At 62.6% G+C, this 17,000-nt stretch carries 13 protein-coding genes; 5 read left to right on the top strand and 8 right to left on the bottom strand.

Going from position 1 to position 17,000, the window contains the following annotated elements:
• Positions 1–4: 4 nt before the first annotated feature.
• Positions 5–1,432 carry an arginine-ornithine antiporter gene (arcD, locus tag TK06_RS14580; protein WP_063322649.1) on the bottom strand — a complete coding sequence of 476 codons (1,428 nt, stop codon included), beginning with the start codon at positions 1,430–1,432 and terminating at the stop codon, positions 5–7.
• 396 nt (positions 1,433–1,828) lie between these two features.
• On the opposite strand from arcD (TK06_RS14580), the gene arcD (TK06_RS14575) reads away from it, so the two are divergent.
• A complete protein-coding gene (arcD, locus tag TK06_RS14575; protein ID WP_063322648.1) occupies positions 1,829–3,256 on the top strand; it encodes an arginine-ornithine antiporter in 1,428 nt (475 codons plus the stop codon).
• A gap of 189 nt (positions 3,257–3,445) precedes the next feature.
• Here the strand turns inward: arcD (TK06_RS14575) and TK06_RS14570 are convergent, their stop codons facing one another.
• The 7 genes from TK06_RS14570 to gap all read right to left on the bottom strand — a co-directional run bounded on the left by TK06_RS14570 (position 3,446) and on the right by gap (position 11,589).
• The gene (locus TK06_RS14570; RefSeq protein WP_063322647.1) at positions 3,446–4,792 is read right to left on the bottom strand and encodes a CoA transferase; all 1,347 of its coding nucleotides are present in this window, start codon (positions 4,790–4,792) and stop codon (positions 3,446–3,448) included.
• Between the two features lie 34 nt (positions 4,793–4,826).
• A complete protein-coding gene (locus tag TK06_RS14565) occupies positions 4,827–5,267 on the bottom strand; it encodes a YbaN family protein (RefSeq protein WP_063322646.1) in 441 nt (146 codons plus the stop codon).
• A 44-nt stretch (positions 5,268–5,311) separates the two neighbouring features.
• Positions 5,312–5,902, bottom strand: a complete 591-nt coding sequence (locus tag TK06_RS14560; protein WP_063322645.1) for a biliverdin-producing heme oxygenase — start codon at positions 5,900–5,902, stop codon at positions 5,312–5,314.
• A gap of 140 nt (positions 5,903–6,042) precedes the next feature.
• Positions 6,043–8,637, bottom strand: coding sequence for a TonB-dependent receptor (locus TK06_RS14555; protein WP_063322644.1), 2,595 nt, complete (start codon positions 8,635–8,637; stop codon positions 6,043–6,045).
• A gap of 119 nt (positions 8,638–8,756) precedes the next feature.
• Entirely contained in the window at positions 8,757–9,719 is a 963-nt protein-coding gene (locus TK06_RS14550) for a FecR family protein (protein WP_063322643.1), read from the bottom strand.
• A 99-nt stretch (positions 9,720–9,818) separates the two neighbouring features.
• On the bottom strand, positions 9,819–10,340 hold the full coding sequence (locus TK06_RS14545) for an RNA polymerase sigma factor (RefSeq protein WP_063322642.1): 522 nt from the start codon (positions 10,338–10,340) through the stop codon (positions 9,819–9,821).
• 247 nt (positions 10,341–10,587) lie between these two features.
• Positions 10,588–11,589, bottom strand: a complete 1,002-nt coding sequence (gap, locus tag TK06_RS14540) for a type I glyceraldehyde-3-phosphate dehydrogenase (RefSeq protein ID WP_047228368.1) — start codon at positions 11,587–11,589, stop codon at positions 10,588–10,590.
• 218 nt (positions 11,590–11,807) lie between these two features.
• On the opposite strand from gap, the gene edd reads away from it, so the two are divergent.
• The 4 genes from edd to TK06_RS14520 all read left to right on the top strand — a co-directional run bounded on the left by edd (position 11,808) and on the right by TK06_RS14520 (position 16,965).
• On the top strand, positions 11,808–13,634 hold the full coding sequence (edd, locus tag TK06_RS14535; RefSeq protein ID WP_063322641.1) for a phosphogluconate dehydratase: 1,827 nt from the start codon (positions 11,808–11,810) through the stop codon (positions 13,632–13,634).
• Positions 13,631–14,590 (top strand): glucokinase, encoded by a 960-nt coding sequence (locus TK06_RS14530; protein ID WP_063322640.1) that lies wholly within the window; start codon positions 13,631–13,633, stop codon positions 14,588–14,590. Before edd ends, TK06_RS14530 begins: the two co-directional genes overlap by 4 nt.
• A 184-nt stretch (positions 14,591–14,774) precedes the next feature.
• Entirely contained in the window at positions 14,775–15,506 is a 732-nt protein-coding gene (locus TK06_RS14525) for a response regulator (RefSeq protein ID WP_063322639.1), read from the top strand.
• Positions 15,496–16,965, top strand: a complete 1,470-nt coding sequence (locus TK06_RS14520) for an ATP-binding protein (protein WP_063322638.1) — start codon at positions 15,496–15,498, stop codon at positions 16,963–16,965. Before TK06_RS14525 ends, TK06_RS14520 begins: the two co-directional genes overlap by 11 nt.
• Positions 16,966–17,000: the final 35 nt, after the last annotated feature.

Here is a 17,000-nt window from a genome sequence, read left to right as displayed (position 1 = left end):
CCAACTACAAGGTCAGGAAGCCGTCGTAGAGCCCGTAGGCCGCCACCAGGGCGCCTGCGATCACTGCGGCGAAAATCAGCTTCTCGACAGAGGTGAAAATCGGTTTGCCCAACTCGCGCTTGGCCTTGGCGAACAGGATCGCGCCGGGGGCATAGAGCAGGGCAGAGAGCAGCAGGTACTTGATCCCGCCGGCGTACAGCAGCCATACGGCGTAGATCAGGGCGACAGCGCCGATGATCAGGTCCTTGCGCCGCTCGGCCGCGAAGCCTTCGTAGGTCTCGCCGCGCACCGCCAGCAGCACGGCGTAGGCCGCCGACCACAGGTACGGCACCAGGATCATCGAAGTGGCGAGGTAGATCAGTGACAGGTAGGTGCTGGCCGAGAACAGGGTGATGACCAAAAACAGCTGGACCATTGCGTTGGTCAGCCACAGGGCGTTGGCCGGTACGTGGTTGGCGTTTTCCCGGCGCAGGAACTCGGGCATGGTGTGGTCTTTGGCAGCGGCGAACATGATCTCGGCGCACAGCAATACCCAGGACAGCAGGGCGCCGAGCAGCGAGATGATCAGGCCGACGCTGATCAGCACCGCGCCCCAGTGCCCCACGACATGCTCCAGCACGGCGGCCATGGACGGGTTCTGCAATTTCGCCAGTTCAGGTTGGGTCATGATGCCCAGGGACAGCACGTTCACCAGTACCAGGAACAGCAGTACGGTGATGAAGCCGATGACGGTGGCCTTGCCCACGTCGGTACGTTTCTCTGCGCGGGCGGAAAAAATACTCGCGCCCTCGATGCCGATGAACACCCACACGGTGACCAGCATCATGTTGCGCACCTGATTCAGCACGCTGCCCAAGTCTGGGTTCTTCAGGCCCCAGATATCAGCGGTGAAAATATCGAGCTTGAACGCGAATACGGCGATCAGCACAAACAGTACAAGCGGTACGACCTTGGCGATGGTGGTCACCAGGTTGATGAATGCTGCTTCCTTGATGCCTCGCAATACCAGGAAGTGCACAGCCCATAGCAGGACCGATGAGCCGATCACCGCGGCGACGGTATTACCTTCACCAAACACCGGGAAGAAGTAGCCCAAGGTACTGAACAGCAGCACGAAGTAGCCGACGTTGCCCAGCCAGGCGCTGATCCAGTAACCCCAGGCGGAGGAGAAGCCCATGTAGTCGCCGAAGCCGGCCTTGGCGTAGGCATACACACCGCCGTCCAGATCGGGTTTGCGGTTGGCCAGGGTCTGGAACACGAAGGCCAGGGTCAGCATGCCGACGGCGGTGATGGCCCAGCCGATCAGCACCGCACCGACGTCGGCGCTGGCGGCCATGTTTTGTGGCAGGGAAAAGATCCCGCCGCCGATCATGGAGCCGACAACCAGTGCAACCAACGCACCTAATCGAAGTTTTCCGGGCGTATCAGACATTTGCGAGACTCCAGTGCAGGAGAAGAGAGTCAACAGACTAAGTCGATTTGAAAGTTGAATAGCTGATCTGGATCAGTGCATGGCAACATTCCATTGTTAATGAAGGAGTTAACACCGTTCGTTGGCGTCTTGAAGTTGCTCGAAAGGCCCGTTTCAGGGCCTTTGGCAAAGGATTTGTGAAGTTTTTCTTGCCGCAGGATTATTCACGCTAGTTGATTTCCACTGAGTCGCAACTATTTTGTAGGCTGCGTTCGTGACAATAATGATGGGATGTCATGGTCTTTTTAATTAGGGCCATTGGAGAATGGCCGGGTCATAAGTCTTTGGACTTTGTGTGGATGACGTTATTCAAAAACGTTATGTCGCTTTATTTACTTAATTTAATAGTGAGAGAAGATGCCGCAGCCGATTGAAAAGTTGCCACTGGGCGCACTGATCGCACTGGTGGTGGGGTCAATGATCGGCGGCGGGATTTTTTCCCTGCCGCAAAACATGGCGGCCCGGGCCGATGTCGGCGCGGTGCTGATCGGCTGGGCCATCACCGCCATCGGCATGCTGACCCTGGCCTTCGTGTTCCAGACCCTGGCCAATCGCAAGCCGCAATTGAATTCGGGCGTGTACGCCTATGCCAAGGCCGGCTTCGGTGACTATATGGGCTTCTCGTCTGCCTGGGGCTACTGGATCAGTGCCTGGCTGGGCAATGTCGGTTACTTCGTGCTGCTGTTCAGTACCTTGGGCTACTTCTTCCCGGTGTTCGGCCAAGGCAACACGCCGGTGGCCATCGGCTGTGCGTCGTTGTTGCTGTGGGCGGTGCATTTCCTGGTGCTGCGCGGGATCCAGGAGGCGGCCTTCATCAATCTAGTGACCACCGTGGCCAAGGTCGTGCCGCTGTTGATGTTCGTCGTCATGGCCGCCGTGGCCTTCAAGGCCGAGGTTTTCACCCGCGATATCTGGGGCGCGATGAATCCGGACCTGGGCAGTGTGATGGACCAGGTGCGCAACATGATGCTGGTGACGGTGTTCGTGTTTATCGGCATCGAAGGCGCCAGCGTCTATTCGGCACGGGCAGAAAGACGTGCGGACGTAGGGCGTGCGACGGTGATCGGGTTTCTCGGGGTATTGGCGCTGCTGGTGCTGGTGAATGTGTTGTCCCTGGGGGTCATGAGCCAGCGGGAACTGGCACAGTTGCAGAACCCATCCTTGGCCGGTGTGCTGGAGCACATTGTCGGGCCCTGGGGCGCGTTGCTGATCAGCCTGGGGCTGGCGGTTTCACTGCTGGGAGCCCTGCTGTCCTGGGCGCTGTTGTGCGCTGAAATCCTCTACGCCACCGCCCGGGACAAGACCATGCCGGCGTTCCTGACCAAGGAGAATGCCAACCGTGCGCCGGTCAACGCGCTGTGGCTGACCAATGGCATGATCCAGCTGTTTTTGCTGATCACTCTGTTTTCCGCAGGCACCTACACCAGCCTGATCTACCTCGCCTCGTCGATGATCCTGGTGCCGTACCTGTGGTCGGCGGCTTATGCGGTGCTGCTTTGCGCCCGGGGGGAAACCTACGAACAGGGCTCGGCACGGCGCATGAAAGACCTGTGCATCGGTGGTGTCGCGCTGTGCTACGCGGTGTGGCTGCTGTATGCCGGCGGCGTGAAATACCTGCTGTTGTCGGCGCTGTTGTATGCGCCCGGGGTGATCCTGTTTGCCCAGGCCAAGCGCGAGCAGGGACAGCCCTTGTTCACCCATGTGGAAAAAGGCGTCTTTGCCTGCGTGATGGCGGGGGCGGGGGGGGCGGCTTATGGGTTGTACAGTGGGTTTTTGGAACTGTGAGGCTACCACGTTGTCGAGGCGGACTCTTGTGGCGAGGGAGCTTGCTCCCGCTGGGGCGCGCAGCGGCCCCGAGGCACGACGACGCGGTGTTTCAAGCTGATTGTAGTGGCTTTTGGAGGGGGCTGCTGCGCAGCCCAGCGGGAGCAAGCTCCCTCGCCACAAAGGGCATTTTTTAACCGGTAGTGAGCGTCACCACCGTGCCCGATGCGCGCCCAGTTCCGCCGCTGGCAAGGTCCACTGCAGCGGCGTCCCGGTGATTTTCAAGGGCACGTGCAGGCGATGGGCCGGTCCCCATGGCGTCTGTTCGACCACCAGGCCCTGATCATCCTCAGCCTCGGCTCGCAATAGGGTCGAATCCCCTGCGCCACGTTCGATCAACAGCTTCGCCGTGCGTGCCAGTGACAGGCGTGCCGAGCCGCCCTGACCGCTTGCCAGGCGCCGGGACAACAGCACCAGGGCGCTGGCCGCCAGCAGATAGCCGGTGCCATGGTCCAGCGCCTGCACCGGCAGCGGTGTTGGTTTGTCGGTGTGTTTCCAGCCCATGCCGGCTTCGGCAATGCCGCTGCTCATTTGCACCAGGCTGTCGAAGCCGCGCCGGTTCTGCCACGGGCCGCTCCAGCCGTAGGCATTGAGGCTGACGTCGATCAGGCCCGGGGCCATCTGCCGGCGCTGCTCGGCGCCGTAGCCCAGGCGTTCCAGGGCGTCGGCACGGTAGCCGTGCAAAAGGATGTCGGTGTCCTTGAGCAGTGCCTCGAATGCCGCGCGATCATCGGCCCGATGCAGGTCGAGGCGGGCGCAGCGTTTGCCCAGGGTGACTTCCGGCACCACGCCGGGTTCATTCCAGATCGGCGGGTCGATGCGCAGCACGTCGGCCCCCAGGCCAGCGAGGAAGCGGCTGGCGACGGGGCCGGCCAGCACGCGGGTCAGATCCAGCACCTTGAGGCCCGCCAGTGGCTGGGTCACGGAGCCGAGCCAGGGTTTGCGCTGCTCTCCAGTCGTTTCACTCAGGTGCACCAGCGGCTCGGCGTTCACCGCCAGGCCTTGGGGATGGGCCTGCCACGCTTGCCACGAACGCATCTCGGCAGCGCAACCGCCTGCGTCGACCACGGCCTGTTCCAGCTCGGCCTTGTTCCATCGGGCCACCCTGGCCGCCATGTCGGCGCGGTCGGCGCAGGTGCCGAGGACTTTTTCCGCCGCAAGGCGATGATGCGGTGCGTTGGTGTGCAGGCGAATCCAGCCGTCGGCGCTGGCGTAGTCGCCGGCCACCGGGTCCCACATCGGCGGCACGCTCCAGCCGATGGGGCGCAGGGAGGTGGAGAACCAGAACGACGCCAGGCGTCGGTCGACCTCGACAGGTGGCAGGCGAGTGGTTTGTTGCTGGATGAGTTCGGCGGTCGCCTGGCCGGCCACGGCGATGCTGGCGCTGGCCAGCTCCGTGACGGCGAAGGCCGAGGGCAGCGCGCCATCGCCAGCGAAGGTGATCGGGGTCGTGGGCAAGCCGAGTGCGGTTTGCATGGACGTGAGCAGATCTGACATCGAAAGCCCTCCAGTACGAGAGGGCGATCATAGATCAAAAATCCGTTGGGGGCCGCTTTGCGGCCCAGCGGGAGCAAGCTCCCTCGCCACAAGAGCCCCGTGCCTGCTCCGGGCGCGACCAGATCCACAGATTGCCCAGGCCCATGCCGGCGAGCGCGAGGTAAAGCGGCCAGGCGTGGTCGAGCAGCACCAGCATCAAGCCTGCGCAGAGCAGCATGCTGGTAGTGGCACCGACCTTGGCCCGGCGCGGGATAACCTTGCCGTTGCGCCAGTTGTGCAGAATCGGCCCGAACAGACGATGGTTCTCCAGCCAGGCGCTCAGGCGCGGCGAACTGCGGGTCGCGGCCCAGGCGGCCAGCAGGATGAACTCGGTCGTCGGCAGGCCAGGCACGACGATGGCGACCAGGCCAATGCCCAGGCTAGCGTAGGCGAGCAGGGCGAAGAGCAGTTGGGTGAGTTTCGAGGGACGGCTCATCAGCGTTTTTCAGTCATGCACAATCTCTGTGGGAGCGGTATGAATCAGGCCAGCTCGGCCGCATAAGCTTGTTCCAGCAACACCGTAAACCGGTTGAACGCATCCAGCGCACCTTTGTCCGCCTCGGCTTCCTGCTGTTCGGTAAAGGCCAGGCTGTCGAGGGTGCGGGTGAAGGTTTTCCAGCCTTCGGCGCGCCCACCGGCAGGTTCTGCCAGGTGCCGGGCGCCGAAGGTCTCGCTCAACCCCAGGCCCACGGCACGCTTGATCAAGAACGCGGCGCCGAGCTTGGAGCCTTCGGAGACGAACAGCCAGCCCAGGGCTTCGGCCTGGGTCGGTTTGTTCACCGCACCGGCCACCGGCGCGGGGACTTCGGTGTCCAGGTCGGCGAGATCCGCCTTGGCTGCGTCGGCCCGGCAACGGGCCGGCAGGTCGGGAATCAGGGCGGACAGCTCGGCGTCGTTGTACAGCGCCACCAGTTCCGACTGGAACAGGTACTGGGCGACGACGAAACGGGCGAAGCTGGCCGGGGTTTCGAACGGGGCGTGGGCCTTGACCAGCGCGTCGAGCTTGCTGTGGGGCTCGTGGGTGATCTGGTTCAGGCGTTGGGAGCGTGAAGCGGGGCGCAGGGTATTCATGAAAAAGTCCTTTGAGTGAGCACATTGTGTGGCGAGGGAGCTTGCTCCCGCTTGAGTGCGAAGCACTCACAAAAATGGACCTGCTGCGCAGCCCAGCGGGAGCAAGCTCCCTCGCCACAGGGGAAATCCTTGGGCCTGGGTCAGATATCCCAGATCAGGTTCACCGCGAAGTTACGCCCCGGCGCCGTCAGACGATCGAGGTTGGCGGGGCTCAATACCGCCGCTTCGCCGACGCTGTCGTAGCCGCGCACGTCGTCCCACAGCCAGTACTTCTTGTCGGTGAGGTTGTAGAGGCCGCCACTGACGGTGACGTCGTCGGTCACCTTGTAGAAACCGCTCAGGTCGAGGATGCCGAAGCCCGGTGTCTTGAACTGGCTGCTCACGCCATCAGGCGAGTTGAAGTTGCTGTCGTCGACCCGGTCCTTTTTCTTGACCAAGGTCCAACTGAGCAAAGTGCCGTAGCGGTCCTGGTCGTAGCCCAGGCCGAACACTCCGGTCAGCGGGTTGACGCTGTTGAGCGGCTCGCCGGTGTCGTTGTTGCGACCGTAGGCGTAGGCCACCGAACCTTGGGTGTACAGGCCATTTGGCGCGCCCAGCACGTCCAGGTCCAGGCGTCCCTTGATTTCGGCACCCTTGATGGTGGCGTGCTTGATGTTGTTGCTCTGGAAGGTCAACTGGTCGGCACCGGGGGTGATGGCGTCCTCGTTGATGAAATCGCGGTACTTGTTGTAGAACACCGCCACGTCGAACGAGCCGGAGTCGAAGCGGCCGCGCAGGCCGGTCTCGTAGCCCTGGCTTTTTTCCGCTTCCAGGTCGGCGTTGGGCTCCACGCTATAGCCAGCGCCAGGGTTGTCGAAACGGCCATACAGGGCCTTGGCGGTCGGGGTGCGGAAACCCTCGGCGTACTGCCCGTACCAGGTGTACTGGTCGGTCAGGGCATAGGTCACGCCGAATTTCGGCGAGACGCGGTGCCAGGTCTTGTTCTTGTCGCTGACCTCACCACCACTGGTGGGGTCCACGGTGTTGAGGAATTCCTCGGTCAGGTGCGGCTTGAGCTGGGTGTAGTCGTAGCGCAGGCCAGGCGTGAAGGTCCATTTGTCCCAACTGATCTGGTCCTGGACGAACAGGGCGTAGCTGTTGATGGTCGGGTCCGGGAAGTCACTGGCTTTTGCCAGCACGTCCCGGGTGCTGATGGCGCCCACCGCAGAGCAACCGACACCCACCGCCAGGCACACACCATTGCCGCTGCGCGAACCGGTGACTTTCTGTTGCTTGAGGGTGGTGCCGTAAGTCAGCGCGTGATCGGTGTCGGCGACGCTGAAGGCCTTGTCCAGTTGCGCGTCGAAGACCCACTGTTTCTCTTCATAGAGGGTCTCCCGGGTGCGCAGGACCTGGCGGGTGATGGGGAAATAGAATTCGGCGGTGCTCTGGTCGGTCTTGGCGACCTGGTGATTCAGGCTCCACTTCATGTGATCGGCCAGCAGGCTGTCGAGGGCGAAGCTGTGTTCCAGGCCGAAACGCTCGCGGCTGATGGTGTCGTTGCCGGTGCGCCACTGGTACATGCCGCCGGGCAGTACAAAGTCGGGGATGGCCGGCTGGCCGTTGGCGTAGGGCCCGCCGTAGGCGCTTTTCAGGTCGCTGTCGCGGTCGTCCTTGTACTTCTCGTAGACCAGGCCAAGGCGTGCGTCGTCGCTGTAGTTCCAGCCGAGTTTGGCCAGCACGTTGTTGGCGCGCACGTCTTCTGGGTTGGCCGCGGTGCGGTCCAGGCCGGTGCCGTTGTGGCTGCCGTAGGATTCGGTTTCATGACCGTCGCGCTGGCTGTAGTGCAACAGGCCGTCGAACTGGCCGCTACGGCCAGCGACGGTGGCGGACTTGAGCCAGCTCTCGTCGGCGGAGCTGTAGCCGGTCTTCAGGCGGGCGCCAACATCCTCGCCTGGCTTGATGATGTCGTTCGGATCCAGGGTGAAGTAGCTGACGGCACCGCCGATGGCATTGCTGCCGTACAACACCGAGGCCGGACCGCGCAGGATTTCCGCGCGCTTGATGATTTCCGGGTCGACGTAGTTGCGCTGGGTCTTGGCGTAGGGGCCGTTGAAGAAGCCGCCGGGAATTTCCACGCCGTCGACCTGGGTCAGGATCCGGTTGCCGTCGATGCCGCGGATGTTGTAGCCGCTGATACCGCCGCGCTGGCCCGCGCCGCCCACCGATACGCCTGGTTCATAGCGCACCAGATCCTTGAGGGTATTGACGTTGTTGCGATCCAGTTCCTGGCGGTCGTGGACCGTGACCGTGCTCGGTACGCTGGTGATGTCCTGTTCCTGGCGGGTGGCGCTGATGGTTACTTGTTGCAACTCCAGCGCGCCGCCGGCACTGCGTTTTTCCAGGACGATGCTGTTGTCGCCCAGCTTGCGATAGCTCAGGTGGGTCCCCACCAACAGGCGCTCCATGGCTTTTTCAGGTGACAGCGAGCCGTTCACTCCTGGCGAGGCGACGCCTGCGGCCAGTTCCGCGGGCATCCCGACTTGCCAGCCGGTGACCGCAGTGAATGCATTCAGGGCCGAAACCAGGGGCTGCCGGGCGATGGCAAAGGTGTAGTCGCCCATGTTGCGTGCAGCGGGTTGCACGGTGGTGGCGGCCAGGGCGAGCGGCGCTGTGCCGGCCATCAGGAGGGCGGCGGTGAGCAATGACAGCGTGCAAGAGGGGGCAAGAAACCGGCAAGTAAGGCGAGAGGACATCGATAGCGCTCCGTGTCGCATCTGTTATAGGTGCAGATTCACATCGTTGGATGCGAATCAATTGCATTGGCTATAACGAGACGAATCAGCGGAGCCTATCGAGTAAAAATAATTCTCATTCAGTTCAGGATCACCAGCGCCGGGAACTCCTGAAGCCGCGCCGAGGTGATATGGGCCAGCGAACGGACCACGTCCAGCGGCTGGTCGAGGCGGTAGTTGCCGGTCACAGCCACGTTGGCCAATTGTTCGTTACTGTTGATGATCCAGCCGGGGTAATAGCGTCGCAGCTCGGCCAGTACCTGGCTCAGGGGCCGGTTTTCGAACACCAGCCGACCCTGGACCCAGGCCAGGTCGGTGTTGGCATCGAGCCGGGCCGGGCGGTCGAAGCCGTTGGGGCCGATGCGGATGCTTTCGCCAGCTGACAGCCGCACATGGGTGTCGTTGCGGGTGGCCCGCAGGTCCACGTCGCCACGCTGCACCTGGACCTGGGCCACGCCGTCGAGGTAGCGCACGGCGAACGTGGTGTCGCTGACGCTGGCCATGACTGGGCCGGCATCGATTTCCAGCGGCAGGTTACGGTTGCCCGGGACTTCGAAAAACGCCTCGCCCTTGTACAGGCGCGCCACATGTCGCTGCTCGTTGAACGTGCTGGAGAAGGCCGAATCGGTGTTGAGCAAGACCTTGGAGCCGTCCTCCAACTGCAGGCGCTGGCGCTCACCGACCACGGTCAGGTGGTCGGCCTGCAGGCGCAGGGGCAGGTCGCTGAAGTTGAACAGACCGAGAAACAGCACGGCGGCAGTGGCCAGGGGTTTCCAGTGGGCGCGCAGGCGCGACAGCGCGGTAACCTTGGGCGCGGCTTCAAGCTGGCGGGCACTTTCCATCACCTGCGGGCCGTTCCAGATCGCCTGGGCTCGGGCGAACGCCTCGCCGTGGCGCGGATCGGCCGCCAGCCAGGCGTGGAACTGCCGCGTCTGTTCCTCGCTGGGGGTGTCCAGCAGGATCAGCCAGTCCAGCGCCTGCTCCATGGCATGGGCGGTTTCCGGCGTCGCAGTGGGCTCGGCAGAGCGGAGATTGTCCGTCACAGTGGGGTCTCGGTATTAGCGGCATGGGCTCAAGCTACAAGCTGTACGCAGCAAGTGGCAAGCGTGTACGCAGCTTATGGCCTGACGCGTGGTGGCGGGTCACTGCTCGCCGTGGCTACGTTCAGCCACACCCACACAGATCGCCATGATCAGTTTCAGTTCCTTTTGCACGGTGCTCAGGGAGACGCCCAGGCGTTCGGCGATCTGCTGGTAACTGTGGCCATGCAGGCGGCTGAGAATGAAGATCTGCTGTTGTCGCGAACTCAGGGCCTGGAGGCTGACGTTCAGGCGTTCGAGCAGTTGCTGGGCATGGGCGGCGTCCTCGGCACTGCTCTGGGGGGCGACGACGTTGTGGACGACTTCCGGCGGTACGTCATCCAGCAAGGTCCGCGACTGGATGCGCCGGGCACGCAGATGGTCCAGCGCCAGGTTGCGGGCGGTCTGGAAAACAAAGGGTTCGAGGTGCTCGACCGTGCGTTCGGCCAATGCACGGGTGACACGCAGGTAGGTTTCCTGGAGCAGGTCTTCGGCGGTACTGGGGTTGCTGACCATGCGCTCGAGGGTGCGCAGCAGCGGTGTGCGTTGGGCGAGGAAGACGTGATGAAAGCGCGATTGACTCACGGTAGGGCCCGATCCGGTTTGAGTTGATGATAATGCTTATCATCTACGTTGCGGGTCAAGCCTTCATTTCATCACGCCAAGCCATGCGGGGAGCGCAACCTGTGGGAGCAAAGCTTGCTCGCGATAGCGTTCTCAAAGCCTGCACAGGTGCTGCATGCGACGGTGTCATCGCGAGCAGGCTTTGCTCCCACAAGCCTGCTCCCAAGGTTTGCTCTTACAGGCCCGCTCCACATTGGCCAGCAATGAGTTACTCGGCGTTACACAACGCCAGGCAGTTATCCAGCATGCGGTTGGAGAAACCCCATTCGTTGTCATACCAGGCCAGTACCTTGAGCAGCTTGCCGCTGGCCTTGGTGTGGTTGGCGTCGAAGATCGACGACAGCGGGTTGTGGTTGAAATCGCTGGAGACCAGCGGCAGGGTGTTGTAGCCGAGGATCTTCGAATGCTGGCTGGCCTGGCGCAGCAGTTCGTTGACTTCCTCGGCCGACGCTTCGCGCTTGAGCTGCACGGTGAGGTCCACCAGCGAGACGTTGATCACCGGTACGCGCACCGCCATGCCGGTCAGCTTGCCGGCCAGTTCCGGCAGCACCAGGCCCACCGCTTCGGCGGCGCCGGTCTTGCTCGGGATCATGTTCTGGGTGGCCGAGCGGGCGCGGTACGGATCGCTGTGGTAGACGTCGGTCAGGTTCTGGTCGTTGGTGTAGGCATGGATGGTGGTCATCAGGCCGCTTTCGATGCCCAGCTCGCGGTGCAGCACCTGGGCCACCGGGGCCAGGCAGTTGGTGGTGCACGAAGCGTTGGAGATGATCTGGTGGGACTGGCGCAGGATGTCGTGGTTCACGCCATACACCACGGTGGCGTCGGCGCCCTTGGCCGGGGCCGAGATGATCACCTTGCGGGCGCCGGCGCTGATATGCGCGGCTGCCTTGGCACGGTCGGTGAACAGGCCGGTGCATTCGAACACGACGTCGATTTTTTCAGCGGCCCAAGGCAGTTCGGCCGGGTTGCGGATGGCGCTGACCGAGATGCGGTCGCCATTGACCGTCAGGCTTTCGTGATCGTGCTGCACGTCGGCATCGAACGTGCCGTGGACCGTGTCGAACTTGAGCAGATGAGCGTTGATCGCACTGTCGCCCAGGTCATTGATGGCGACGATCTGCAGGTCGCGACGATAGCCTTGGGTATACAGTGCACGAAGAACGTTGCGGCCGATGCGGCCAAAACCATTGATTGCGATTCGAAGAGTCATTAACGGCGCCGCCATCGATTTGTTGTTGGAATTACAAGATTATTCGCATAAAAATAGAAAACAAGCCTTTTTAGTGGCAATATTTTGTTTTATCTACAACGAGTGACCTGAATCAACTGGTCCGAATGGTCAATAAACCGCCTGTCGCCCAACGCCAGGGGGCTTTTGACCAGCATAGACAATCAGGTCGCCACACCCGTTAGCCTGGAGTTCTACACATGCATCCCCGCGTCCTTGAGGTCACCGAACGGCTTATCGCCCGCAGCCGCGCCACGCGTCAGGCTTACCTTGCATTGATCCGTGGTGCAGCCAGCGACGGGCCGACGCGCGGCAAGCTGCAATGCGCCAACTTCGCCCACGGCGTGGCCGGTTGCGGCACCGAAGACAAACATCACCTGCGGATGATGAACGCCGCCAACATCGCCATCGTGTCTTCCTATAACGACATGCTCTCGGCCCACCAGCCTTACGAAACCTTCCCGGAACAGATCAAGAAAGCCCTGCGCGAGATCGGCTCGGTCGGCCAGTTCGCCGGCGGCACGCCCGCCATGTGCGACGGTGTGACCCAGGGCGAGGCGGGGATGGAACTGAGCCTGCCGAGTCGCGAAGTGATCGCGCTGTCCACGGCGGTGGCGTTGTCCCATAACATGTTCGATGGCGCGCTGATGCTCGGTATCTGCGACAAGATCGTTCCGGGCCTGATGATGGGGGCGCTGCGCTTCGGTCACTTGCCGACGATCTTTGTACCCGGCGGACCGATGGTGTCCGGCATCTCCAACAAGGAAAAAGCCGACGTTCGCCAGCGCTACGCCGAAGGCAAGGCCACCCGCGAAGAGCTGCTGGAATCGGAGATGAAGTCCTACCACAGCCCGGGCACCTGCACCTTCTACGGCACAGCCAACACCAACCAGTTGCTGATGGAAGTGATGGGCCTGCACTTGCCGGGCGCCTCGTTCGTCAACCCGAATACGCCGTTGCGCGATGCCCTGACCCGTGAAGCGGCGTTCCAGGTCACGCGCATGACCAAGCAGAGCGGCAACTTCATGCCCATCGGCGAGATCGTCGACGAACGCTCGCTGGTCAACTCCATCGTTGCGCTGCACGCCACCGGTGGCTCCACCAACCACACCCTGCACATGCCGGCCATCGCCATGGCGGCGGGCATCCAACTGACCTGGCAGGACATGGCCGACCTCTCCGAGGTGGTGCCGACCCTGAGTCATGTCTACCCGAACGGCAAGGCCGACATCAACCACTTCCAGGCGGCGGGCGGCATGTCGTTCCTGATCCGCGAATTGCTGGAAGCCGGTCTGCTCCACGAAAACGTCAACACCGTGCTCGGTCACGGCCTGAGCCGTTACACCCAGGAGCCGTTCCTCGAGGACGGCGAGCTGGTGTGGCGCGACGGCCCGATCGAAAGCCTCGACGAAAATATCCTGCGCCCGGTGGCCCGCGCGTTCTCGCCGGAAGGCGGCCTGCGGGTGATGGAAGGCAACCTGGGCCGTGGCGTGATGAAGGTCTCGGCTGTGGCCCTGGAAAACCAGGTCGTCGAAGCCCCGGCCATGGTCTTCCAGGATCAGCAGGACCTGGCTGATGCATTCAAGGCCGGCCTGCTGGAGAAAGACTTCGTCGCGGTGATGCGCTTCCAGGGCCCGCGCTCCAACGGCATGCCCGAGCTGCACAAGATGACGCCGTTCCTCGGCGTATTGCAGGACCGTGGCTTCAAAGTGGCGCTGGTGACCGACGGGCGCATGTCCGGTGCGTCGGGGAAAATCCCGGCGGCCATTCATGTCAGCCCCGAAGCTTATGTCGGTGGTGCGTTGGCCCGGGTGCAGGAGGGCGATATCATCCGCGTCGATGGCGTCAAAGGCACCTTGGAATTGAAGGTGGACGCCGAGGAATTCGCCGCGCGCACGCCGGCCAAGGGCCTGTTGGGCAACAACATCGGCACCGGCCGCGAGCTGTTCGGTTTCATGCGCATGGCCTTCAGCTCGGCGGAGCAGGGCGCCAGCGCCTTCACTTCTGCCCTGGAGACGCTTAATTGAAACTGGCTTTGGTCGGTGACATCGGTGGGACCAACGCACGCTTTGCGCTGTGGAAAAACCACACCCTGGAAAACATCCAGGTGCTGGCAACAGCGGATTATGCCTGCCCGGAAGATGCCATCCAGGTGTACCTGAGTGGCCTGGGCCTGAAACAGGGCGCCATCGGTTCGGTGTGCCTGTCGGTGGCCGGGCCCGTGAGCGGCGATGAGTTTCGCTTTACCAACAATCACTGGCGCCTGAGCAACCTGGCGTTCTGCCAGACCTTGCAGGTGGAGAAGCTGTTGCTGGTCAACGATTTCTCGGCCATGGCCCTGGGCATGACTTGCTTGCGTCCCGATGAGTACCGGGTCGTATGCGAAGGCACTCCGGAGCCGTTGCGCCCGGCAGTGGTGATCGGCCCGGGTACCGGGCTGGGCGTTGGTACGTTGCTGGACTTGGGCGAAGGCCGTTTCGCCGCGTTGCCGGGGGAGGGCGGCCATGTCGACCTGCCCCTGAGCAGCCCGCGGGAAACCCAGCTGTGGCAGCACATCTACAACGAGATCGGCCACGTCAGCGCCGAAACCGCCCTGAGTGGCAGCGGGTTGCCTCGGGTGTACCGGGCCATTTGCGCGGTGGATGGCCATGTGCCGGTGCTCGACACCCCCGAATCCATCACCGCCGCCGGCCTGGCTGGCGACCCCATTGCCCTGGAAGTGCTCGAGCAGTTCTGCCGCTGGCTGGGGCGCGTGGCCGGCAACAATGTGTTGACGTTGGGCGGGCGCGGCGGTGTCTACATCGTCGGTGGCGTGGTCCCGCGGTTTGCCGATTTCTTCCTCGAAAGCGGTTTCGCCCGTTGCTTCGCCGACAAGGGCTGCATGAGCGATTACTTCAAGGGCATTCCGGTCTGGCTGGTGACCGCGCCGTACCCCGGCCTGATGGGTGCGGGTGTGGCGTTGGAGCAATCCGCCGCCGCGTAAGGTTCGGTAGGTTCTGTATTGTGGGAGCGAGCTTGCTCGCGATGACGGAGTGTCAGTCGCCATTGAGGTTGGCTGTTGCACCGCTATCGCGAGCAAGCCCGCTCCCACAGAGTTTTTGTAGTGTGTTTGTAGGCCTTGTCCATCAGGCATAATCGCCCCAATCCAAACAACAAGGACGAGGCCCGTGAGTTCAGTAAACAAATCGATTTTGTTGGTCGACGACGACCAGGAGATTCGCGAACTGCTGGACACCTACCTCAGCCGTGCGGGTTTCCAGGTGCGCACCACGCCTGATGGCGCCGGGTTTCGCCAGGCGCTGAACGAGGCGCCGAGCGACCTGGTGATCCTCGATGTGATGCTGCCCGATGAAGACGGCTTCAGCCTATGCCGCTGGGTTCGCCAACACCCACGCCAGGCTCATGTGCCCATCATCATGCTCACCGCCAGTTCCGACGAAGCCGACCGGGTCATCGGCCTCGAATTGGGCGCCGATGATTACTTGGGCAAGCCCTTCAGTCCGCGTGAATTGCAGGCGCGCATCAAGGCACTGCTGCGCCGCGCACAATTTGGCCAGGAGCGCCCCGGCGGCGAAGTGCTGGCCTTCGATGAATGGCGGCTGGACATGGTCAGTCATCGACTGTTCCACACCGACGGTGAGGAGGTGATTCTTTCCGGTGCCGATTTCGCCCTGCTCAAGTTGTTTCTCGATCATCCCCAGGAAATCCTCGACCGCGACACCATCGGCAATGCGACCCGCGGTCGTGAGCTGATGCCCCTGGACCGGATCGTCGACATGGCGGTCAGTCGTCTGCGTCAGCGCTTGCGTGACACCGACAAACCGCCGCGGCTGATTCGCACGGTGCGTGGCAGCGGTTATCAACTGGCGGCCAGTGTGGTTGCCAGCAATGGTCATTGACTGGATCAAAAAAGTCGCCCGACGGGTGCCGGTACCGCGCTCGCTGCTGGGACGGATGCTGCTGCTGACCTTGCTGGTGGTGCTGTTCGCCCAGACCTTGTCCAGCCTGATCTGGGTCTCGCAGTTGCGCGCCACCCAGCTCGAAGGCCTGGTCACCAGTGCCCGCAGCCTGGCCCATTCGATGACCGCCAGCGTCAGTTATTTGCGTTCGCTGCCGGTGGCTTACCGGCCGCTGGTGCTGGATCAGTTGCGCAGCATGGGCGGTACGCGATTTGTCGTCACGCTCAACGACAAACCCCTGGGCATGGACGTGCTACCGGTCACGCCGCGCAAACTGGCGGTGCTCAAGGCGGTGGACGATGTGTTGCGCCGGTCGTTGGGCAGTAACGCCGACATATCGGTGAATTTTGTCAGCCCCGACGACCTGCGAATTTTCAACGCTGGGCTCAAACTCGATGAACTGCCCCGTTCGTGGGCTCACTACGCCTTGACCCTGGAACCGGTGAACCCGCCGGTGCTGGTCACGCAGATCCAGATGGCGCCGGGGGAATGGCTGTACATCGCCTCGCTGCTGCCCGAACCCTACACCAGCCTTGAAGAGCAGGATCTGCCCAAGCAACAGGTCGGTTTCATCGTGCTCACCAGCAGTTTGTTGTTGCTGTTCATCGGTTTGCTGGTGCACTGGCAGAGCCGACCGCTCAAGCGTTTGGCCCGGGCCGCGCGGGACATGTCCCTGGGCGCCGAAGTGGAGCCGGTTGCCGAAGGCGGCGGCAGCGAAGTGGTGGAAGTGGGGCGGGCGTTCAATGCCATGCGCGAACGCATTAGCCGTTACCTGACGGAACGCAGCCAGTTATTCAGCGCGATTTCTCACGACTTGCGCACACCGATCACCCGCTTGCGCTTGCGGGTCGAGCTGTTGGAAGACGAAAACCTGCAGGCCAAGTTTGGTCGTGACCTGGATGAGTTGGAGTTGTTGGTCAAAGGCGCGCTGCAATGCGTCAAGGACACCGACATCCACGAAAACATCGAACCGGTGGACCTCAATCATGTGCTCGATTGCCTGGTCGAACCTTACCTGGCGCCCAACGGCAACGGTCGGGTGACCCAGGATGGCCGGGCCCTGGCGCCGTATCCCGGCAAGCCGCTGGCCCTCAAGCGCTGTATCGGCAACCTGATCGACAATGCCTTGAAATACGGACAGAACGCTCACCTGCACATCGATGACGATGAAACCGCCTTCATCCTGCACGTCGACGATGAAGGCCCCGGCGTGCCGGAACAGCGCCTGGAGCAAGTCTTCGAACCGCACTTCCGCCTCGCCGGGCAACAGCAGGGCTATGGCCTGGGCCTCGGCATCGCCCGCAACATCGCCCACAGCCATGGCGGCGAAGTGAGCCTGCAGAACCTGCGTGAAGGGGGGTTGCGGGTGACCCTGCAATTGCCTCGGAGTGTGGAATAGCGGACCTCGTTGACTGATCGTTCCCATGCTCTGCG

Origin of the sequence: Pseudomonas fluorescens (assembly GCF_001623525.1) — a bacterium.
In the GTDB taxonomy this organism is placed as follows: Bacteria; Pseudomonadota; Gammaproteobacteria; order Pseudomonadales; family Pseudomonadaceae; genus Aquipseudomonas; species Aquipseudomonas fluorescens_Q.
This window is presented reverse-complemented; position numbering and strand designations above follow the sequence as displayed.

What these genes read in the sequence shown, in the direction of transcription:
- TK06_RS14565 (WP_063322646.1), bottom strand. Translation starts at nt 5,267, where the DNA reads ATGAGCCGTCCCTCGAAACTCACCCAACTGCTCTTCGCCCTGCTCGCC.
- TK06_RS14560 (WP_063322645.1), bottom strand. Translation starts at nt 5,902, where the DNA reads ATGAATACCCTGCGCCCCGCTTCACGCTCCCAACGCCTGAACCAGATC.
- TK06_RS14570 (WP_063322647.1), bottom strand. Translation starts at nt 4,792, where the DNA reads ATGTCAGATCTGCTCACGTCCATGCAAACCGCACTCGGCTTGCCCACG.
- edd (WP_063322641.1), top strand. Translation starts at nt 11,808, where the DNA reads ATGCATCCCCGCGTCCTTGAGGTCACCGAACGGCTTATCGCCCGCAGC.
- TK06_RS14555 (WP_063322644.1), bottom strand. Translation starts at nt 8,637, where the DNA reads ATGTCCTCTCGCCTTACTTGCCGGTTTCTTGCCCCCTCTTGCACGCTG.
- arcD (WP_063322648.1), top strand. Translation starts at nt 1,829, where the DNA reads ATGCCGCAGCCGATTGAAAAGTTGCCACTGGGCGCACTGATCGCACTG.
- gap (WP_047228368.1), bottom strand. Translation starts at nt 11,589, where the DNA reads ATGACTCTTCGAATCGCAATCAATGGTTTTGGCCGCATCGGCCGCAAC.
- arcD (WP_063322649.1), bottom strand. Translation starts at nt 1,432, where the DNA reads ATGTCTGATACGCCCGGAAAACTTCGATTAGGTGCGTTGGTTGCACTG.
- TK06_RS14520 (WP_063322638.1), top strand. Translation starts at nt 15,496, where the DNA reads ATGGTCATTGACTGGATCAAAAAAGTCGCCCGACGGGTGCCGGTACCG.